Source organism: Streptomyces sp. B1I3 (genome assembly GCF_030816615.1).
GTDB lineage: Bacteria > Actinomycetota > Actinomycetes > Streptomycetales > Streptomycetaceae > Streptomyces.
The window spans coordinates 2,491,873-2,511,898 of sequence record NZ_JAUSYD010000001.1; the positions used below are offsets into that span (position 1 = coordinate 2,491,873).

Below are 20,026 nucleotides of genomic sequence, written 5' to 3' on the forward strand. Positions count from 1 at the left end.
GGATGCTGTCGCCCCTCACTTGCTGGCTGGCTGAAGACTGACGCTCCAGGCTAGCGCGGGTGAGGGGGCAGCCTCGTCGATCAGCGAGCGGCCGTGGCCGGTGCTTCCATGAGGATGGTGCGGCGGGGGTTGGCCGTCTGGGTGGGCAGGTCGACGGCGTGCTCCGGCTGCTCCGGCGTGCTCAGCGCTTCGGCGTCCTTGAGGTGCGCCAGCGTGGTGCGCCGGGGGTTGGCAATGTTGCGGAACGTCATCGTCGTCTTCATCTGCCGTGTGGACCCTTGTCGCTGGGGCGCCGCCCGGAGGGGGCGCCGGTTGTCGGATTCGCTATCCCTGTAAAGCGCCAGGCTAAACATCCGATTCCCCCTCATGGCCGAGATGAGACGGCGATCATGATGTGAGTTTGCTCACGAAGTTGCCGACAAATCACCAATATCAGGCAGGTGACCGCACGAAGCAAAACGGACAATGCATAACTGAATCTCTCATTCCGCTCCCGATCATGTCGACTGGGACACCCCGCTCCCCCTGCAGGTCCACCCGGAATCATCCGGTTTGACCACGAACACGCCCCACCCCTTGTCACCCAGCCATCACACCGTGTCATCCAGGTCACAGCCAGGTACGTGGGCCTTGTTGGAGATCCGCCACTGTGCTGGAATTCCACGCACCGCCGCGGGTTCAGACCCGGCGCGCAGGGGCGCAACGCAGCGCCGAGTGAGCGGCGGGAGGGGGAAGTACGCCGGTCACTCACGACCACCATGGGGCGCGTCCAGCGCCCCACGACGCCGACACCGTCCCGCCCGCGCCAGCGGAGGGACGCCTGGTCCAGAGGTTGCGACGCTAGTGCAGGGACGTTTCAAGAGGGATGGCATGGGGTCTCCCCAGCCCCGCCAGGGCCGAGGGGAAGCTCCGGCGGATCAGGAGCCGCGCGGCGGGAACGACCGCGGTTCCTCGCCCCAGCACGCCCAGAAGCCCGGGCAGCCGGCAGCCGGCGAGAGCGGCGACCGCGCGCAGCGCCCCGGCGCGGCGAGCGGCGGCGCCGAGGCGGCGGCATCCCTCAAGCCCGCCGGGCCCCCCGGCACCGGCTCCCGCATGGCCCTGCGCAACTGGCGCATCAGCACGCGTCTGGTCTCCCTGCTCGCCCTGCCCGTGGTCGCGGCGACCACACTCGGCGGACTGCGCATCAACGAATCCATGAACGACATGGAGCAGTTGGAGCACATGCAGCTGCTCACCGAGATGACCAAGCAGGCGACCGCGCTCGCCAACGCGCTGCAGGACGAGCGCGACAGCTCGGCCGGACCCCTGTCGAACGGCGGGAAGGCGACCGACTTCGAGGTCTCCGAGCCCCGCAAGCGGACCGACCGGGCCAAGGACGCGTTCTTCGAGGCGACCGACGAGATCGGCAACACGCCGGGCGACGCGGCGCTGGACAGCATCCACGCGAGCGTCAGCCAGATCGGCAACCAGCTCGGCGACATCACGAGCATCCGCAAGGACGCCTACGCCGACAACGCCCCCAGCCTCAACACGATCGACCGGTACAGCCAGCTGATCACGTCCCTGCTGAGCCTCTCGCAGGACATGGCGCAGGCGACCAGCAACCCGGACATGATCAAGCGGACCCGGGCCCTGGCGGCCTTCTCCTCCTCCAAGGAGTACGCCTCGATCCAGCGCGCGGTCATCGCCGCGGCCCTGCCGGGCGGCGGCAGCACCAAGACGGACCTGGACGAGAACGAGCAGGCCTTCGGCCGTAACGCGCTCACCAAGGAAGACCTGGCGCGCAAGACGTTCGAGACCACGTACGAGACCACGGGCAACAGCTCTGCCGAGCTGATCGCCCCGCTGGAGAACGGCAACCCGGAGATCACGGCTGCCGACATGTACGCGAAGAAGGTGCTCGACAGCCCGCTGGGCATGGAGGGCAGCAAGACCCGCTCGTACAAGGACTGGTACGACCAGGCCTCCAACGAGATCCAGGCCATGAAGACCATCGAGTCGACCCTGCTGGGTCAGATGGACAGCAAGGCCCGTGAGTTGCGTGAGGAGTCGCAGCGCGACGCGATCCTCAACGGTGCCGTCATCCTCATCGTCCTCGGTGTGTCACTGGTCGGCGCCTTCGTCGTGGCGCGGTCCATGATCCGCTCGCTGCGAAGGCTGCAGGACACCGCAACCCGGGTCGCCCAGGACCGGCTGCCCGAGCTCGTCAAGCAGCTCTCCGAGACGGACCCCCAGGACGTCGACACCTCCGTGGAGTCGGTCGGTGTGCACTCCCGGGACGAGATCGGCAAGGTGGCCGCGGCCTTCGACGACGTGCACCGCGAGGCGGTCCGTCTGGCCGCCGAGCAGGCGCTGCTGCGAGGCAACGTCAACGCGATGTTCACCAACCTCTCGCGCCGCAGCCAGGGCCTCATCCAGCGTCAGCTCTCGCTCATCTCCGAACTGGAGTCCCGCGAGGCCGACCCGGACCAGCTGTCCTCGCTCTTCAAGCTCGACCACCTCGCGACCCGTATGCGCCGTAACGGCGAGAACCTCCTCGTCCTCGCGGGCGAGGAGCCCGGCCGCCGGTGGACCCGGCCCGTTCCGCTGGTCGACGTGCTCCGTGCCGCCGCCTCCGAGGTGGAGCAGTACGAGCGCATCGAACTGGCCGCGGTGCCCGCCACCGAAGTGGCCGGCCGCGTCGTCAACGACCTCGTGCACCTCCTCGCCGAGCTCCTGGAGAACGCCACGTCGTTCTCCTCGCCGCAGACCAAGGTCCGGGTCACCGGTCACGCGCTGCCCGACGGGCGGGTGCTCGTCGAGATCCACGACACCGGCATCGGCCTCTCACCCGAGGACCTGGCCGCGATCAACGAGCGGCTCGCCTCGCCGCCCACCGTGGACGTCTCGGTCTCGCGCCGCATGGGTCTGTTCGTGGTCGGTCGGCTGTCCCTGCGACACGGCATCCGCATCCAGCTGCGCCCCTCCGACTCCGGAGGCACGACCGCGCTGGTCATGCTGCCGATGGAGGTCGCGCACGGTGGCAAGCTGCCGACGGCGAAGCAGGGCCAGGGCCAGCAGGGCGGTGCTCCGGGCGGTCTCCTGGCCGGTGCGGGCGCGCCCGGTGCGGCCGGAGGCCAGCGCCCCGGTCTCGGTGGAGCCCCCGCGGCTCCGGCCAAGGGGCTCGGGTCCGGAGCTTCGGGCGGACAGGGCGGTACGGGCTCGGGTCAGCGGGCCGTGCTGCCCGCACGCGACGGCGGGCCGCGCCCGCCGCAGCAGGGGACGAACGCCGGCCAGCAGGGTCCCGGCCTGCCGAACCAGGGCCGGCCCGAGGCCCCCCGGCAGGGCGGCGGCCTCTCCGGCGCCTTCGGCGGCGGCGGCTCCCGGACGGGCGCACGTGGCCCGCAGGGTCCTTCCGCCGGTACGGACGCGGGCGGCCCCAACCTGTTCGGTCACTCCGGCCCGGGTCAGCCCGGCCGGCAGAGCGGCCCGCCCACCCGGCAGGCCCCGCAGCCGCAGCAGGCCCAGCACCGCCAGGGCGGCCAGAACGCTCAGCACGGTCAGGGCGCTCAGGGCGGCTTCCAGCAGCCCGGTGGCCCCGGCCGTCAGCTCCCGCCGTCCGGCGGTCCGCGCGCCGAGCTGCCCGGTGGCAACCCGCAGCCGCAGCGCCCCCAGAGCGCGAGCTGGGGCGTCGAGGAGCAGGGCGCGCCCCGGCGTACGCCTCTGGACTCCCCGCGTGGCCACGAGGACCCCGACGCCGGCAGGTTCGCCCGCCCGGGCGACTCCGGTCCGAACCAGCCGTTCAACGTGCCGGACCAGCGCCCGCCGACGAACGACCGCCAGGGGCCCGGCGCCACCGCGGAGTTCGCCCGCCCGGACTTCTCGGCACCGCAGGCACCGCAGGCACCGCAGGGTGCCGACCCGGCGAGCACGGCGCAGTTCGCCCGGCCGGACTTCGGGGCCCCCCGCCGGCAGGACCAGGGCTTCGGCCCGCAGGCCCCGCAGCAGACGCCTCCGCAGCGTCAGCAGGGCAACCCCGACTTCGGCGCACCGCGTCCGGCGCTGCCGCAGCAGCCCGAGGCGCTGCCGCCGGCCGGCCCCGGTGACGGGCGTACCCCGCTCTACGACACGCTGGAGACGAACTGGTTCCACGGCCCGCAGCAGGGTGGCCAGCAGCCGCCCGCCGCCGAGCCGCAGACACCGGCCGCTCCCGAGCCCGCCGCCCACCAGGCTCCGCCCGCGCCGCGGCGCGGCGCGGGCGACACCGCCGCGAGCAGTTCCTGGCGCGCTTCACCCAACGACGAGCTCGTACGGCAGGCGGAGCGGGTCAAGAAGCCCGCCGCCGGCGGGATCACCACGTCCGGCCTGCCCCGCCGTGTCCCACGTGCCAATTTGGTGCCGGGCACTGCTCAGCAGCAGAATCATCAGTCCGGACCTCAGGTCTCGCGTGCGCCCGATGACGTACGTGGCCGTCTCACCAATCTCCGCCGGGGCATCCAGCAGGGACGACAGGCCAACAACGGCCCGTCTACCGGCAGTTTCCAACTCGGCCCCACTCACCAGCAGGAGCGTTAGTTGAGCCCCATGAGTCAGGCCGCGCAGAATCTGAACTGGCTGATCACCAATTTCGTGGACAACACCCCTGGGGTGTCCCACACGGTGGTGGTCTCCGCGGATGGCCTGCTGCTGGCGATGTCCGAAGGTTTCCCGCGCGACCGCGCCGATCAGCTGGCGGCCGTCGCCTCCGGCCTGACGTCGCTGACAGCGGGCGCCTCCCGGATCTTCGAAGGCGGCGCCGTGAGCCAGACCGTCGTGGAGATGGAACGCGGGTTCCTCTTCCTCATGTCCGTCTCGGACGGTTCCTCGCTGGCCGTTCTCGCCCACCCGGACGCGGACATCGGTCTGGTGGGCTACGAGATGGCACTCCTCGTCGACCGCGCGGGGACCGTCCTCACCCCCGACCTCCGCGCCGAACTACAAGGCAGTCTGCTCCACTAGACGGTTTCACGGCAGTGACCTGACACGATCCCCCCAGGTACTACTCAAAACCCTCACCCGTCCGGCCGTCCCAGTCCCCCCACCGGCCCCTTTCGACGGCAAGGCGACACCCTGCTGTCACGCCCGGAGGATTCATGACCCCGCCACCCGCCTCACCTGATCCGTACGGCGCACTGCACCACGCGTCGTACGACGGTGAAGGCGACCAGCCGCTGGTCCGTCCGTACGCAATGACCGGCGGCCGGACCCGGCCGCGCTACCAACTCGCGATAGAGGCGCTGGTCAGCACCACAGCAGACCCCGCCCACCTCGGGACCCTGCTCCCGGAGCACCAGCGGATCTGCCACCTCTGCCGCGAGGTCAAGTCGGTGGCCGAGGTCTCGGCGCTGCTGTCCATGCCTCTGGGCGTGGCCAGGATCCTGGTGGCGGACCTGGCGGAAGCCGGCATGGTGGCCATCCACCAGCCGGGCAACGGAGAGGCCGGCGGCGCGCCGGATGTGACACTGCTCGAAAGGGTGCTCAGTGGACTTCGCAAGCTCTAGCGGCGGGACGGCCCGCTCCACCACGTCGGCGAAGATCGTGGTGGCAGGGGGCTTCGGCGTGGGTAAGACCACGTTCGTCGGTGCCGTTTCGGAGATCAACCCGCTGCGCACCGAAGCCGTGATGACGTCCGCGTCCGCGGGCATCGACGACCTGACCCACACCGGGGACAAGACCACCACCACGGTGGCCATGGACTTCGGACGCATCACCCTGGACCAGGACCTGATCCTCTACCTGTTCGGCACCCCCGGACAGGACCGCTTCTGGTTCATGTGGGACGACCTGGTCCGCGGCGCCATCGGCGCCGTCGTCCTCGTCGACACCCGCCGCCTCGCCGACTGCTTCCCCGCCGTCGACTACTTCGAGAACAGCGGCCTCCCCTTCGTCATCGCCCTCAACGGCTTCGACGGACACCAGCCCTACACGCCCGAGGAAGTGCGCGAGGCGCTGCAGATCGGCCCCGACGCTCCGATCATCACGACGGACGCCCGTCACCGGGCCGACGCCAAGAGCGGTTTGATCACGCTGGTGGAGCACGCCCTGATGGCGCGGCTCAAGTAGCTGCAAGTCGGTATTGATCTACGGAACTTGTTGTAGTCGCTCGGGGGCGGGCTGTGTCCTTTGACACGATCCGCCCCCGTGTTCATAACATTTCGACAGAGAATTGGAACCACATCAACACCCGACGCATCCGAGTGGTACCACTGTGCTCACATGAGCCCCGCCTTTTGACGGGGCTCGCTCTTTATGCCCGTTTTATCTGAGGCGTGAGCCACTCGGAACCTTTCGTTCCGACTGTTTGGAACGCAGCCCTTCCGCGTGCTGCAATGCCTCGAACTACCCAGTAGTACGGCCCCTGAACGATAATCCGGCACAACGTAGGTGCCGACGCCGAGAGGTTGTTGGTCGAGTGAGGCGAAGCAACGAGGGCTCCGCGGCGCAGCCGGAGCGGGGTAACTTCACCCCGCCGCCGCGCGCTGCGGTGTCGCCGGTACCGGAACCGTCCGAGACGGAACCGGCAGGTGGGGGCAGCAGCAGCCGGCTGTCACCGCGCAACTGGCGGGTGCCCACCCGGCTGAACGCGATCCTCCTGATACCCGCCCTGGTCGGCCTGGTCATGGGCGGCTTCCAGGTGAAGGGGGCGATCGACACCTGGAACGAGGCCCAGGACGCCGAGAAGACGGCCCTGGTCGTCCGCGCGGCCGCCGAGTACGGACAGGCACTGCTGAACGAGCGTGACCTCACCGCCCAGCCGCTGCTGTCCAACAAGCGCACCGCCGCCGAGGTGGAGCAGGTCCGCGCCACCACCGACCAGGCGGCCGCCAAGTTCAACACCGCCGTGCAGGGCATGCCCGCCAAAAAGGGCCTGGAGCGCCGCCTCAAGCTGTTCAAGGTCGAGGAGCCGCTGCTCCCCGAACTGCGCAAGGCCGCCTACGCCGAGGCGATGGACCCGGTGAAGACGGAAGAGGGCTACACCAAGGTCCAGCACTCGCTGATGGAGTTCTCCAACGAGCTCGGCCTCGGCACCGGAAACATCACCAGTTACGGCCGTACCGTCTACGCGATTGAGCTGGCCAAGGCCGCAGAATCGCTTCAGCGCTCGATCGGCATGCACCTCCTCGTGCGCCCGAGCCAGGAGGACGGCAAGTTCAACGACCAGGTCAAGGCGTTCGGCTCGTACAACTACCTGGAGCAGATCGCCCTCGGCGAGTTCGTCTCCGGCGGTACGGAGGCCGACGCGGCCCGGCTCAAGGAAGTCATGGCCGGCAAGGCCGCCGAGGGCGCCAAGCAGCTCAAGGAGGCCAAGGCGCAGGCCCAGGCCACCGGAGAGCCGTTCGTGGCACCGCCGAGCATCGACGGTTCGGTCTTCGACGGCATGGCCCAGCAGATCGGGCAGGGCAAGGACCCGGACAAGCTGAAGGCCAAGGGCATCACGCCCGAGACGTGGATGGCCGCGGCCACCGCGAAGTTCGACGGCTACTCCACGGTCGAGAACGAGCTCGTGGACAAGGCCGTGGCCGAGGCTGCGGAGATCTCCTCCGACGCCAAGACCGACGCCATCGTCAACGGCGCGATCGTGATCGTCGCCCTGCTGGCCGCGTTCATCATCGCCGGCCTCATGGCCCGCCAGATGAGCCGCTCGATGCGCCAGCTGCGCACGGCCGCCTTCAGTATCGCCGAGCAGCGGCTGCCGATGCTGGTCGACCAGCTGTCGCGGACCGAGCCCGGCCGGGTGGACACCCGGGTGCAGCCGATTCCGATCGACAGCCGGGACGAGATCGGCGAGGTCGCCCGCGCCTTCGACCAGGTGCACCGCGAGGCGGTCCGGCTCGCGGCCGAGCAGGCCATGCTGCGGGGCAACGTCAACGCGATCTTCACCAACCTCTCGCGCCGCAACCAGTCGCTCATCGAGGGCCAGCTGACCCTCATCACCGACCTTGAGAACAACGAGGCAGACCCGGACCAGCTGGAGAGCCTCTTCAAGCTGGACCACCTGGCCACCCGTATGCGCCGCAACGGTGAGAACCTCCTCGTCCTCGCGGGTGAGGAGCCCGGCCGCCGCTGGAACCAGCCGGTACCGCTGGTCGACGTGCTGCGGGCCGCCTCCTCCGAGGTGGAGTCCTACGAGCGCATCGAGCTCACCGGTGTCCCGGAGAGCGAGATCCACGGCCAGGCCGTGACCGACCTCGTCCACCTGCTGGCCGAGCTGCTGGAGAACGCGACCACGTTCTCCTCGCCGCAGACCAAGGTGCGCGTGACGGCGACCCGGCTGCCGGACGGCCGGGTCATGGTCGAGATCCACGACAAGGGCATCGGCCTGACCGCCGAGGACTTCGCCGACATCAACCACAAGCTGGCCAACCCGCCGACGGTGGACGCCGCGGTCTCCCAGCGGATGGGCCTGTTCGTGGTCGGCCGGCTGGCCGACCGGCACGGCATCCGTGTGCAGCTCCGCCCCTCGGGCGAGCAGGCGGGCACGACGTCGCTGGTCATGCTGCCGGACGCGATCACCCATGGTGGCGGTGGCGAGAGCCTTCCGCAGGACGACTTCACCGTCTCCTCGATCATGCCCGCGCAGCAGCAGGCGTTCGACCCGATGCCGCAGCAGGCCCAGATGCGTACGGCGGCGGAGCTCGGCTTCGACGACTCGCGCTACGACGCGGCGGCGGCGGACGCCCCGCAGCTCGACCCGGTCAACCGGTCGCTCATGCGTGAGGAGCGACGGGCTGCTCTGGAGGCCCAGACGGGCGGCGAACGCCAGCCGTTCCCCGGCGAGGACGCCAACCGGCAGGCCTACGCCCAGGACGGCTTCGGCCAGCAGCAGCAGTACGCGCCGGAGAACTACGCCCAGGAGCCCCAGGGCTACGCACAGCCCGCCTACGAGGGCGGCTACGAGCAGTACGGTGCCGAGGGCGGCTACCCGCAGCCTCAGCAGCAGGAGGGCTATGCGGAAGCGGCGTACGCGGCTCCGCAGGAACCTCAGCAGCAGTACGCCGATCAGTTCGCGCCGCAGCCTGACCAGTCCCACCAGGGAGATTGGGCGAATCAGAGCGCCTACCAGCAGACGTACGAGCCGCTCGGGCAGCCCGAAGCGGAATCACTTCCCAGGGCTCCCGCCGAGCCGCAGGAGCACGTAGGCTTCGACCGGCCGGGCCTGACCCCGAACAGTGGTCAGGAACTCACGGGGGCGGGTCTTCCGCGCCGGGGCGCCGGCCAGCAGCACTGGCAGCCGACCGGCCGCGGCAACGAGTCACCCGCCGCGCCGGAGCAGCGGCAGCGACCGCAGCAGCCGGAGCAGGCACAGCAGCCGCAGACGGCGGCGGCGAACGGGGACGGCCCCGACGACTGGCGCTCGACCAACGACGAGCGCTGGGAGCGGGCCGAGAAGCTCCGGGAGCCCAAGGCGGGCGGGGTCACCCCCTCCGGCCTCCCCCGGCGGGTACCCAAGGCCAACCTGGTCGAGGGCACGGCGGAGCAGACACAGCAGGGCGGCCCCCAGGTCTCCCGCGCCCCCGAGGACGTCCGGGGCAGGTTGAGCAACCTGCGCCGGGGCGTACAGCGGGGACGTACCGCGGGGTCGGATACAAGTAACACCTACAACCAGGAGCGTTAGTGTGAGCCCGATGAGCCAGGCGGCGCAGAATCTCAACTGGTTGATCACCAACTTCGTGGACAACACCCCAGGGGTGTCCCACACGGTGGTGGTCTCCGCCGACGGACTCCTGCTGGCGATGTCCGAGGGATTCCCGCGCGACCGTGCCGATCAGCTGGCGGCCGTCGCCTCCGGTCTGACGTCGCTGACGGCGGGCGCCTCCCGGATCTTCGAGGGCGGCGCGGTCAATCAGACGGTTGTGGAGATGGAGCGTGGATTCCTCTTCATCATGTCCATCTCCGACGGATCCTCGCTCGCCGTTCTCGCCCACCCGGATGCCGATATCGGTCTGGTTGGGTACGAAATGGCACTGCTTGTGGACCGCGCCGGGAGCGTTCTCACCCCGGACCTCCGTGCTGAGCTCCAGGGAAGTCTTCTTAACTAATAGACAGACAGTGCGTTTCTCGCCACCGCACCATAAGGTGCGGTGGCGCGGCACCACTGGGATGGCGACCGGCAGTCGGAGGAGGAAACGTGGCAGCACCCACAGGCGGACACCCGTACGAGGGCGGTCAGCGGGTTTCGGGTGAGCAGGGTGACAACCGTTTCGACACTCCCTCGATGCCCGGCAGACAGGGTTCGCAAGACCCTTACCAGCCGTATCCGCCGTACGGGCAGCAGCAGCAGCAGCCCAACGGCTGGCAGCAGGACGGCGGCTGGCAGCAGCAGCAGCCGGGGTCCGGATGGCCGGAGCAGCAGCCGCATCAGCAGCCGCCGCAGCGGTACGAGTCGCCGCCGTCGCGCATCCAGCCGGTGCAGCGCCAGACCTCTCAGCCGGCGAAGCCCGCGGCACACAACCCGCTGGTCCGTCCGTACGCCATGACCGGCGGCCGGACCCGGCCGCGGTACCAGCTCGCCATCGAGGCGCTGGTCAGCACCACGGCCGATCCGGCCAGGCTGCAAGGGCAGTTGCCCGAGCACCAGCGGATCTGCCGGCTCTGCATCGAGATCAAGTCGGTCGCCGAGGTATCGGCCCTTCTCTCGATCCCCCTCGGCGTTGCCCGAATCCTCGTCGCCGACCTGGCCGAGGCCGGACTCGTCGCTATCCATCAGCCCGGCGGCGACGAGGCCGCCGGCGGCCAACCAGATGTGACACTGCTCGAAAGGGTGCTCAGTGGACTTCGCAAGCTCTAGCGGCGGAGCGGCCCGCTCCACTACCTCGGCGAAGATCGTGGTGGCAGGGGGCTTCGGCGTGGGTAAGACCACGTTTGTCGGTGCCGTTTCGGAGATCAACCCGCTGCGCACCGAAGCCGTGATGACGTCCGCGTCCGCGGGCATCGACGACCTGACCCACACCGGGGACAAGACCACCACCACGGTGGCCATGGACTTCGGACGCATCACCCTGGACCAGGACCTGATCCTCTACCTGTTCGGCACCCCCGGACAGGACCGCTTCTGGTTCATGTGGGACGACCTGGTCCGCGGCGCCATCGGCGCCGTCGTCCTCGTCGACACCCGCCGCCTCGCCGACTGCTTCCCCGCCGTCGACTACTTCGAGAACAGCGGCCTCCCCTTCGTCATCGCCCTCAACGGCTTCGACGGACACCAGCCCTACACGCCCGACGAGGTGCGCGAGGCGCTGCAGATCGGGCCGGACACCCCCATCCTGACGACGGACGCCCGTCACCGCGCCGACGCCAAGAGCGCGCTCATCACGCTCGTCGAGCACGCCCTGATGGCCCGCCTGCGCTGATCCCGCCGCCGCACGGCGAAGGCCCCGCACTCCTCCAAGGAGTACGGGGCCTTCGTGGCGTCCGGGCCGGGAGAGGACCTTACGGGCGGGAGCGGCCTGACGGTCGGGGTCCCGCCGCCGCACGGCGAAGGCCCCGCACTCCTCCAAGGAGTACGGGGCCTTCGTGGCGTCCGGGCCGGGAGAGGACCTCACGGGCGGGAGCGGCCTGACGGGCCTCGGCTGCCGGGTGCGGCGGCCTGAGGGCTGTTCTCTCAGCCCTGCCAGCTGTGCGGGGCACGGAAACCGGGGGTGCGCTCCAGCCGGCGCCATCCGGCGGTGTCACGGCCCCGGCGGGCGGGTGCGTCGGGCTGGGCCGCGGCGCGGGCGAGCAGGACCGCGGTGATGGCCGCGAGTTCCTCGGGGCCCGCCTGGCCCTTCTCGACGCGCAGCACTGACTCGGCGGGGGTAACGCTCATGGGGTCTCCGTCTTCTGGGCAGGTGGTCACGGGCGCCGGCAGGGTCGCTTCGGCGGCCGCGCCTACTGCGGCGGGTTGCCGTGCTTGCGGGACGGCAGGTCGGCGTGCTTGTTGCGGAGCATCGCGAGAGAGGCGATCAGGACCTCACGCGTCTCGGCGGGGTCGATGACGTCGTCGACCAGCCCGCGCTCCGCGGCGTAGTAGGGGTGCATGAGCTCGGCCTTGTACTCCTTGACCATGCGGGCCCGCATGGCTTCGGGGTCCTCGGCGTCCGCGATCTGACGGCGGAAGATGACGTTGGCGGCACCTTCGGCGCCCATCACCGCGATCTCGTTGGTGGGCCACGCGTAGGTGAGGTCGGCTCCGATGGACTGGCTGTCCATCACGATGTACGCGCCTCCGTAGGCCTTGCGCAGGATCAGCGAGATCCGCGGCACGGTGGCGTTGCAGTACGCGTACAGGAGCTTCGCCCCGTGACGGATGATCCCACCGTGCTCCTGATCGACGCCGGGCAGGAAGCCGGGTACGTCCAGGAGAGTGACGATGGGGATGTTGAAGGCATCACACATCTGGACGAAGCGCGCGGCCTTCTCGGACGCCTCGATGTCCAGGACACCGGCCAGCGACTGGGGCTGGTTGGCCACGATGCCGACGACCTGTCCGTCCAGACGGGCCAGGGCGCAGACGATGTTGCGGGCCCAGCGCTCGTGGACCTCGAGGAAGTCGCCGTCGTCGACGAGCTCCTCGATGACCTTGTGCATGTCGTAGGGGCGGTTGCCGTCGGCCGGGACCAGGTCCAGCAGGACGTCGCCGCGCCGGTCGGCCGGGTCGTCGCTGGGCACGACGGGCGGGTTCTCGCGGTTGTTGGACGGGAGCATGCCGATCAGGTAGCGGACCTCGGCGATGCACGTCTCCTCGTCGTCGTACGCGAAGTGCGCGACGCCCGAGGTCTCGGCGTGCACGTCCGCGCCGCCGAGCCCGTTCTGGGTGATCTCCTCGCCGGTGACGGCCTTGACGACGTCGGGTCCGGTGATGAACATCTGCGAGGTCTCACGGACCATGAACACGAAGTCGGTGAGGGCGGGGCTGTAGGCCGCGCCGCCCGCGCACGGGCCGAGCATCACACTGATCTGCGGGATGACCCCGGAGGCACGGGTGTTGCGCTGGAAGATGCCGCCGTATCCGGCGAGCGCGCTCACGCCCTCCTGGATCCGTGCGCCGGCGCCGTCGTTCAGCGAGACCAGCGGCGCCCCGGCCGAGATGGCCATGTCCATGATCTTGTGGATCTTGGTGGCGTGGGCCTCGCCCAGCGCGCCGCCGAAGATCCGGAAGTCGTGCGCGTAGACGAAGACCGTGCGGCCCTCGACCGTGCCCCAGCCGGTGATGACACCGTCGGTGTAGGGCTTCTTCGTCTCCAGGCCGAACCCGGTCGCCCGGTGCCGCCGCAGCTGCTCGACCTCCTTGAACGAACCCGCGTCCAGGAGGAGCTCGATGCGCTCCCGCGCCGTCAGCTTCCCCTTGGCGTGCTGCGCCTCGGTCGCCCGCTCGCTCGGCCCGCGCCGGGCCTGCTCGCGCAGCGCCAGCAGTTCGGCCACCCGGCCACGCGTGTCACTCGGCTCGCCCGGGATTTCGTCCACAACGGTCATGCATCGACCCTACGAACCCGACCGCACGAATCCCGCCGTCCACATCGGACAGTCTCCTGCCCCGTTTCCTGGTGGCACCTGACAGAAGCCGCGCGCCGTGCAGCCTATCCACCAGCTCACGGGGCTGTTCGATTGTGGAGCTCCAACAAAGCGCGGAATATGGCGCGGGTCACATCCGGATGCGCGCGCCACGCCGGGATCCACCGGAGCGGGGGTAGGCGGCACCCCAGAATGGCAGAGGGCGGCGCCGGTTCCGGCGCCGCCCCCTCGCCCGTTCAGTTCCCGCAGTGGAAGCGTGCGCCACCCCAGTCGGCGTGGTCGTTGCCGTTGCCGTCACCGCCGTCGGTGACCACGAGGTCGACGTACCTCGCTCCGGTGACGTCGGCCGTGAGCCGCCATGCCGGGTCCGCCGCCCGCAGCACTGGTGACGTCACCTTCTCCGTGCCGTCTGCCGTGACGGAGAACGTCACGCTGCCACGCGAGGTCTGCGCGTCGTCCACCCCGACGTCCGCGGTGAAAGACGTGCACTTCCCGCCCAGGTAGTAGCGGACCGCGGCCGGGGCGTGTGTGCCGAGCCCCTTCTCGTACGTGACGCCGCCTATCCTCAGCGGGCTGCCGTCGCCACTGCCCGTCCCACCGTTCGACAGATCACGCTCCACCGGTCCCCAGCCGTTCTCGGACGCCGTCCACTCCAGGTCACCGGCCCAGCTGTCGGTGACCGGCGGCGGGGGCAGGGTGCGCACGGTGGTCTGCGCGCCGAGGGTGCGCGGGGTGCCGCCGACCGTGTAGGAGGCGTCGGCGTCCAGGGTGTACGCCCGGTACGCGGCGTCCGCCGGCGGGGTGACGTCCCAGGCGCCCGTGGCCTCGGCGCCCGGGGCGACCGAGTCGAACGCGACGGCGCCGGCGGGACGTGCCGTCCAGCCGGCCGGCAGGTGCAGCGCCATCTCCACCCCGGTGGCGGCGGTGGTCTCGTGGTTGGTGAACACCACCTCGACGGTGCCGGCCTCGCCTGGCACGAGCGTCTCCGCCTCCGCCGCCACGGCCAGGGTCGCGCAGGCGGCCCGCTCACCGGCGGGGGCGGCGCCGAGGTCGGTCACGGTGAATCCGTCGAGGACGAAGTCGGCGCCCTCGGGGGCGTCCCCGCGCTTGCGCAGTCCGGTCCAGGTGTCCCCGCAGCCGGCCGTGAGCGTCTCGGAGAAGTGACCGGTGGTGAGCTGACGGCCGATCGGCGTGTTCCGGGTCTCGGTCGAGCCGGGTACGCCGTCGGCACCGATCCGGTCGTAGCCGTCGACCCATGCGTAGGCCCCGGCGTGGCTGGACACGTAGTCGAACTCGACCTCGTACCGGTGGCCGTCGGCCATCGGTACGGTCCAGGGCGCGGTGCGGTGGACGAGTCCCGCGTTCTCCTCGTGGGACTTGAGGGACTCCTTGCCGCCGAGCACGTCGTCGACGCGCTTTCCGTTCCAGCCGGCCTGCGTGTACGGAGCATGCAGCTGGGAGATGCTGGTGCGGGGGTCGGTGGAACCGCCCGCGTCGCCCTTGATGAACGGCCCCCAGCCCTGGTCGACGTCCTCGAAGTCCTCGTACACGACGGTGTCCGGCCTCGTCGCCGGGGCGTTGGGGACGACGCGTACGTCGTCGGCCCGCACACGGGCGGTGCTGCCTCCGTCCGCCTGGATCCGGAGGGTGGTCCGGCCGCCCGCCGGGGCGGTGAAATTGACCTTCGCCCGCTGGAAGTAGGTGCCGTGCCGCTCGGAGGCGGCGACGTAGTCCCTGGCCGTGGACCGCGTGACGGTGACGGACTTCCCGCCCGCCGAGAGGGTGGTGCGCCGGCTCTTTCCGGGCTCGACCTCGATGAGGGCCGAGGCGGTGTAGCGTGCGCCGGGCTCCAGGCCGGTGATGCTCTGGGCGAGCGCGGCCGTTGCGCCGCCGGCCAGCTCCGCGCCGGTGCGGCCGAGGCTGTCGGTGTCGCGGGTCACGGTGCCGGTCCGGGACCACGCGTCGAGCCCGGCGTCGTTGAAGCCGGGGTCGTCGACGGGGGTGCCCTGGCCCCACCGGGGGTCGGCCGTCTCGGGGGCCTTGCCGGGGTGGAGGACGTACGGCTGTCCGGCGGCGGCCGTCAGCGTGATCCTCCCGTCGACGGGCCGGACCGTGCCGATCTTGACGCGGCCGTTGCCGGTGAGCTTGTAGACGGTGTACGCGCCCTTCCCGGGCACTGCCCAACTCGTCGTCCCACCTTCCTTGTTGTAGTGGTACAGCTTCTTGCCGCCGTCCCACGGCAGGAGGTAGCCGCTGCCGCTGAAAACCTTGCGGCCGTGGTCGTGGAAGGTCCGTTTGCCGTTCTCCACCGAGCCGCGCACCCCGCCGGTGAAGGTGATGTCGTTGCCGTCCCAGCGGATGATCCTCTGCTGCTGGAGGTACTTGGCGGGCAGGTTCCGCTGCCAGATGTTGTCGTAGAAGGCATTCCAGTCGGTCTCGCCGGTCCAGCCCTCGAATTCCTCGAGAGCGCTCTGGCCGAGGACCGGGTCGTCGTTCCAGGTGTCCTTCTCGTTGTTCCGGATGAACCGGATGATCTTGGAGTTGAGGCCCTTGTTCGTCTTCCCGCCGTAGTCCAGGTCGTTGGCCCAGTGCGACCAGAGGGTGCCCCGTTCGAACTTGTCGGACCACTCACTGGCCACGTTCCAACCCTGCTGCTGCATGGTCCGCAGGGTCTGGTCGGCGATCCAGCCGTGCGAGTGGTAGACGTCGACGTAGAGCAGGCTGAGGTTGTCGTCCGTCTCGTCGCGAAGTTGCCGCAGGCGCCCGGCGAGGTCGCCGCTGTTGATGTCGCGGCGCTGGTCGATGTAGTAGCTCTGGTTGAGCCAGTTCCAGCCGGGTCTGCTCCTGTCGACGAGCTGTTCGTCGAAGGCGTGCGCCTCGGGGTAGGACTCGGTGGCGTTGATGTGGACGCCGAAGGTGGCCCCCCACTTCCTGCCCTCCTCGAGCAGGGCGTTGAGGTCGTGGAGGCCGCCGGCCCGCTTGTTGTAGTTCCCGCCGTAGTCGGGGTGGGCGGAGTCGTGCCCCTCGGAGGCGTACCCCTTGAGCACGGCGAGCTGGCCGAGGCCGTCCGTGGCGAGCGAGATCCGCTTGACGTCGTCGAGGGTGCGCAGGAAGGGATGGGTGGCCTGGCCGGCGAAGTTGAACGGGATGTGGGTGACGACCCTGCCGGCGGTGTCCTGGCCGCCCGGCGCCATGATTCCGATGGTCCGGAAGGCGACGGCGCCGTCCTGCCAGTCGACCTTCGTGTCCCCGTTGGCGTCGGGGGTGACGACGACCTTGGCCCAGGGCAGGCCCGTCCCGCTCGCCGGCTCCGGCGCGCCTTCGCCCCGGTAGGTCCACTGCCCCGACCCGACGCCGACGCGGACCGAGCCGTCGGCTTCCTCGCGGGCCCGGTGCAGGAAGCGGGAGTCGTCACCGCCCGTGGGGCCGGAGGGCTTGTCGTACGAGGAGTTGGACTCGATGGCCGCCGCGAGTGATCCGGTGCTGACGATCGCGTAGGCGGCGCCGAGCGGTGCGGGGTCGGACGGGGTGTCCGGGGTGACGCGTGCGAAGACGTCGGCGGTCTTCGTGGAGTCCGGGTCGAGCCGGGTGAAGGCGGTCGCGGCGCCGGGGTCCGTCGAGGCGACGGACATCAGGTCGTGGCCGGGTATGTCGATGGTGCCCACCCGGAAGGCCTCGGTGTCCCGGACGGCGGTCACCGCGAAGGTGGTGGTGCGCCCGGCGACGGAGAGCTCGGCGTCGATCCCGACGCCGGGCAGGCCGGTGAAGGCGAGGGTGTAGTGGGCGGCGGTGGCCGTGAACCGGGGCTCCTTCCCCAGGTGCACCGGGTACTCGGTTCCGTTGAGCGTGACGGTGGTGACGGGCCGTGTACTGCCGGACAGCCGGGCTCCACCGGCCCGCTCGGTGTACGACAGGACGCGCGGGAAGTCGGCGGCGACGGCGACCGACAGCTGCCGGGACGTGAGGACGGCACCGGCGGGGCCGTCGGCCGCGGTGGCGGGAGGCGGGTCCACGGCCGTGGCGGGCAGGGCGGCCCCCGCGAGGGCCAGGACAGCGGCTGAGGCAACGGCGACTGCGGCTGCCGAACGGAATCTGGGCGACATGGGAACTGAGTAACGCCGGGTCCGGCCTCGTGGTCAACGGCTTCCGGCCCCGCGGGCCGTACCAGTCCAACAGCCCCGCGCTTCAGTCCAAGTCCGGTTCCGGAACACGCCTGGCGGGTGGCCAGGCGTGCAACGGCCGGACCGGCACGGTGGCGGAGGCGGGCCGCGGGTCGGGCCTGGCGCTCCGCACGTTCAGTTCCTGTTCACGCCGCGCACGCGTCGATCGACCGAGAGTCGCCAAAAGCCGGGCCACGCCGTCGAGTTGTAAAGAAAGCCGCCCTCTTGAGAGCGCTCTCAGCCGTAACTCTTGACGCTTGCCGCCGGGGTGGCGAGAGTGGTGCGCACCGCAGACGGCCCCCACCGCGTCACCTCCCCCATGATTCCGTCCGCGGCCCCCCACACCTCGGGAGTCCCTCCGTGATTTCGCGCAGAATGTTCCTCACGGGCGCCGCCGCCTCCGCGACCGCGCTCTCCTACCCCCTCTGGGGCAGCACGCTGAGTCCGCGCACGTCGGCAGCGCCCGCCACCTGCGAACTGGCTCTGGAGAACCGTTCGCTGCCCGGCACGGTCAACGCCTACGTGACCGGCCACGAGCAGGGCACCGGCCGCTGGGTGCTGCTGCGTGCCGACGGCAGCGTCTACCGCCCGGACTCGCCCGGCGCCCCGCAGACCCCGCTGCCGGTCGACTGTGCCATCCCGCTGAAGGCCGCGGGCGCCGGCCCGGTCGTCCTGACGCTTCCGCAGATGTACGGAGCACGGGTCTACTTCGTGCGTGACGACAAGCTGGACTTCTACCTGAACCCGGGGCCGTCACTGGTCGAGCCCGCCTTCGCCACGCCCACCGACCCGAACTACGGGCGCACCTGGTCGTTCTGCGAGTTCACGTTCAACCCGCAGCAGATCTACACCAACATCAGCTACGTCGACCTGGTGACGGCCCTGCCGATCGGCCTGACCGTGGAGGGCGACGCCACGCACACGGTGGCACCGCTCCCGGACGGCGCGGTGCAGCGGATAGCCGACGACCTCACCGCCCAGGCCGCCGCCGACGGGCAGCCCTGGGACAAGCTGGTCACCCGTGGTTCCGACGGGCGGGTTCTGCGCGTCGTCTCCCCACAGAACCTGATGGCGCCGTTCTTCGACCGGCCCGACCAGATGCCCTTCCGCGACCTGTTCACCGCGCAGATCGACGAGGTCTGGGCGAAGTACCGCACGGAGGACCTGCGGATCGACCTGCAGGGCGGGCGGGGCACGCTGGCCGGCCGGGTCAGCGGCGACACCCTGACGTTCGAGGGCGGCCACACGTTCACCAAGCCCACCTCGAAGGACATCTTCACCTGCAACCACGGGCCGTTCACGAACAACCCGGGCGACTCCGACGACAAGAAGGCGATCCTCGCCAGGCTCGCGGCCGGCTTCAACCGGTCGATCATGCTGAGCCACCCCAGTCAGCCGAACGGCACCACGGTGGCGGACTACTACAAGGGGGCCGTGACCAACCACTGGTCGCGCGTGGTCCACGCGAACTCCCCGATCGGATACGCGTTCCCGTACGACGACGTCCGCCCGGACGGCGAGCCGGACGTCTCCGGAGCCGCCCACGACGGGAACCCGCGCCGCTTCACGGTGAGCGTCGGCTCCTGACGCACCCCGCGGTCACCACCGGGCCCGCCCGCGTCCGACCGGACGCGGGCGGGCCCGCCGTGCGTGCTCGTCGCGGGCGGCTCAGCAGCCGCCGCAGTTGTAGTACGTCACGTCCCAGTGGCTGCCCTCGTCCGCGTAGATGTTGCCGGAGCCGGACTTGTACTGGGGCGCGCCGTCGCCGCGCAGGCCGATGTAGGTGAAGGCGCCCTTCACGTAGTTGGTCAGGCAGGTGGTCTTGCCGAAGTCCAGCTTGTAGCCGTTCCAGTGCGAGTAGGTGCCGCTCGCGTGCCCGGTCTCGGTGCCACCGGTGATGTTGAGCCCGCAGCCCGTGGCGCTCTTGAGCGTCTGGGCACCCTGCGCGCTGGCAAGGTTGAGCTGGTCGAAGGACGTACAGGTGGAGACGTTCCGGTTGGAGCAGCCGCCGGACGACGACCAGGTGATCCCGGACGACGTGAAGCGGGAGGTCGCCTGGGAGTGGGTCAGCTTGGTGACGGCATGTGCCTCGGTCACGCCGCCGCCCAGGACACCGACGCCCGGCGCGAAGAGCGCGCCGAGGACGAGGGCGAGGGCGGTCAGGGCCGAGCGGAGTCGTGGGCGGGTCAGCATGGAATTCCTCCTGCTCATGACAATTCGGGGGCAGGCCGATCCTGCCCTGTTCTACGCGCGTCCGCCAGGGGGCTGCAGGGATGCATGCGACCCATGGGGCGACTTTCGGACCGGCCTGGACCCTTGCTGTTGAATTTTGAACTACATCGGTCTACAGTAAATGT

Annotated in this window: 14 protein-coding genes; 9 read left to right on the forward strand and 5 right to left on the reverse strand. The window is 70.3% G+C overall.

What is annotated here, in order from left to right; genetic code table 11:
* Nucleotides 1-80: 80 nt before the first annotated feature.
* Nucleotides 81-263 (reverse strand): hypothetical protein, encoded by a 183-nt coding sequence (locus tag QFZ58_RS11325; protein WP_307124799.1) that lies wholly within the window; start codon nt 261-263, stop codon nt 81-83.
* Between the two features lie 607 nt (nt 264-870).
* Here QFZ58_RS11325 and QFZ58_RS11330 point away from each other — a divergent pair.
* The 8 genes from QFZ58_RS11330 (at nt 871) to QFZ58_RS11365 (ending at nt 11,369) form a co-directional block, all read left to right on the forward strand.
* Nucleotides 871-4,554, forward strand: coding sequence for a nitrate- and nitrite sensing domain-containing protein (locus tag QFZ58_RS11330; RefSeq protein WP_307124800.1), 3,684 nt, complete (start codon nt 871-873; stop codon nt 4,552-4,554).
* Nucleotides 4,555-4,563: 9 nt separating this feature from the next.
* Nucleotides 4,564-4,977, forward strand: a complete 414-nt coding sequence (locus QFZ58_RS11335) for a roadblock/LC7 domain-containing protein (protein WP_024495006.1) — start codon at nt 4,564-4,566, stop codon at nt 4,975-4,977.
* Between the two features lie 134 nt (nt 4,978-5,111).
* Nucleotides 5,112-5,519, forward strand: coding sequence for a DUF742 domain-containing protein (locus QFZ58_RS11340; RefSeq protein ID WP_003966010.1), 408 nt, complete (start codon nt 5,112-5,114; stop codon nt 5,517-5,519).
* Nucleotides 5,500-6,081, forward strand: a complete 582-nt coding sequence (locus tag QFZ58_RS11345; RefSeq protein WP_203182662.1) for an ATP/GTP-binding protein — start codon at nt 5,500-5,502, stop codon at nt 6,079-6,081. Before QFZ58_RS11340 ends, QFZ58_RS11345 begins: the two co-directional genes overlap by 20 nt.
* A gap of 349 nt (nt 6,082-6,430) precedes the next feature.
* The gene (locus tag QFZ58_RS11350; protein WP_307124801.1) at nt 6,431-9,634 is read left to right on the forward strand and encodes a nitrate- and nitrite sensing domain-containing protein; all 3,204 of its coding nucleotides are present in this window, start codon (nt 6,431-6,433) and stop codon (nt 9,632-9,634) included.
* 10 nt (nt 9,635-9,644) lie between these two features.
* Complete coding sequence (locus QFZ58_RS11355; protein ID WP_006127847.1) at nt 9,645-10,058, forward strand: roadblock/LC7 domain-containing protein; 414 nt, start codon at nt 9,645-9,647, stop codon at nt 10,056-10,058.
* Nucleotides 10,059-10,147: 89 nt separating this feature from the next.
* The gene (locus tag QFZ58_RS11360) at nt 10,148-10,807 is read left to right on the forward strand and encodes a DUF742 domain-containing protein (RefSeq protein ID WP_307124802.1); all 660 of its coding nucleotides are present in this window, start codon (nt 10,148-10,150) and stop codon (nt 10,805-10,807) included.
* Nucleotides 10,788-11,369, forward strand: coding sequence for an ATP/GTP-binding protein (locus QFZ58_RS11365; protein WP_014048542.1), 582 nt, complete (start codon nt 10,788-10,790; stop codon nt 11,367-11,369). The genes QFZ58_RS11360 and QFZ58_RS11365 overlap by 20 nt, the downstream gene beginning before the upstream one ends.
* A 251-nt stretch (nt 11,370-11,620) precedes the next feature.
* Here the strand turns inward: QFZ58_RS11365 and QFZ58_RS11370 are convergent, their stop codons facing one another.
* The 3 genes from QFZ58_RS11370 to QFZ58_RS11380 form a co-directional block, all read right to left on the reverse strand.
* The gene (locus QFZ58_RS11370) at nt 11,621-11,824 is read right to left on the reverse strand and encodes an acyl-CoA carboxylase subunit epsilon (RefSeq protein ID WP_307124803.1); all 204 of its coding nucleotides are present in this window, start codon (nt 11,822-11,824) and stop codon (nt 11,621-11,623) included.
* A gap of 62 nt (nt 11,825-11,886) precedes the next feature.
* Nucleotides 11,887-13,470 carry an acyl-CoA carboxylase subunit beta gene (locus tag QFZ58_RS11375; protein WP_307124804.1) on the reverse strand — a complete coding sequence of 528 codons (1,584 nt, stop codon included), beginning with the start codon at nt 13,468-13,470 and terminating at the stop codon, nt 11,887-11,889.
* 275 nt (nt 13,471-13,745) lie between these two features.
* Entirely contained in the window at nt 13,746-17,612 is a 3,867-nt protein-coding gene (locus QFZ58_RS11380; protein ID WP_307124805.1) for an endo-alpha-N-acetylgalactosaminidase family protein, read from the reverse strand.
* Nucleotides 17,613-18,044: 432 nt separating this feature from the next.
* On the opposite strand from QFZ58_RS11380, the gene QFZ58_RS11385 reads away from it, so the two are divergent.
* Entirely contained in the window at nt 18,045-19,256 is a 1,212-nt protein-coding gene (locus QFZ58_RS11385; RefSeq protein WP_307128827.1) for a glycoside hydrolase family 64 protein, read from the forward strand.
* 81 nt (nt 19,257-19,337) lie between these two features.
* Here the strand turns inward: QFZ58_RS11385 and QFZ58_RS11390 are convergent, their stop codons facing one another.
* On the reverse strand, nt 19,338-19,862 hold the full coding sequence (locus tag QFZ58_RS11390) for a hypothetical protein (protein WP_307124806.1): 525 nt from the start codon (nt 19,860-19,862) through the stop codon (nt 19,338-19,340).
* Nucleotides 19,863-20,026 lie beyond the last annotated feature (164 nt).

What these genes read in the sequence shown, in the direction of transcription:
- QFZ58_RS11325 (WP_307124799.1), bottom strand. Translation starts at nt 263, where the DNA reads ATGAAGACGACGATGACGTTCCGCAACATTGCCAACCCCCGGCGCACC.
- QFZ58_RS11330 (WP_307124800.1), top strand. Translation starts at nt 871, where the DNA reads ATGGGGTCTCCCCAGCCCCGCCAGGGCCGAGGGGAAGCTCCGGCGGAT.
- QFZ58_RS11335 (WP_024495006.1), top strand. Translation starts at nt 4,564, where the DNA reads ATGAGTCAGGCCGCGCAGAATCTGAACTGGCTGATCACCAATTTCGTG.
- QFZ58_RS11340 (WP_003966010.1), top strand. Translation starts at nt 5,112, where the DNA reads ATGACCCCGCCACCCGCCTCACCTGATCCGTACGGCGCACTGCACCAC.
- QFZ58_RS11355 (WP_006127847.1), top strand. Translation starts at nt 9,645, where the DNA reads ATGAGCCAGGCGGCGCAGAATCTCAACTGGTTGATCACCAACTTCGTG.
- QFZ58_RS11370 (WP_307124803.1), bottom strand. Translation starts at nt 11,824, where the DNA reads ATGAGCGTTACCCCCGCCGAGTCAGTGCTGCGCGTCGAGAAGGGCCAG.
- QFZ58_RS11375 (WP_307124804.1), bottom strand. Translation starts at nt 13,470, where the DNA reads ATGACCGTTGTGGACGAAATCCCGGGCGAGCCGAGTGACACGCGTGGC.
- QFZ58_RS11380 (WP_307124805.1), bottom strand. Translation starts at nt 17,612, where the DNA reads ATGTCGCCCAGATTCCGTTCGGCAGCCGCAGTCGCCGTTGCCTCAGCC.
- QFZ58_RS11385 (WP_307128827.1), top strand. Translation starts at nt 18,045, where the DNA reads ATGTTCCTCACGGGCGCCGCCGCCTCCGCGACCGCGCTCTCCTACCCC.
- QFZ58_RS11390 (WP_307124806.1), bottom strand. Translation starts at nt 19,862, where the DNA reads ATGCTGACCCGCCCACGACTCCGCTCGGCCCTGACCGCCCTCGCCCTC.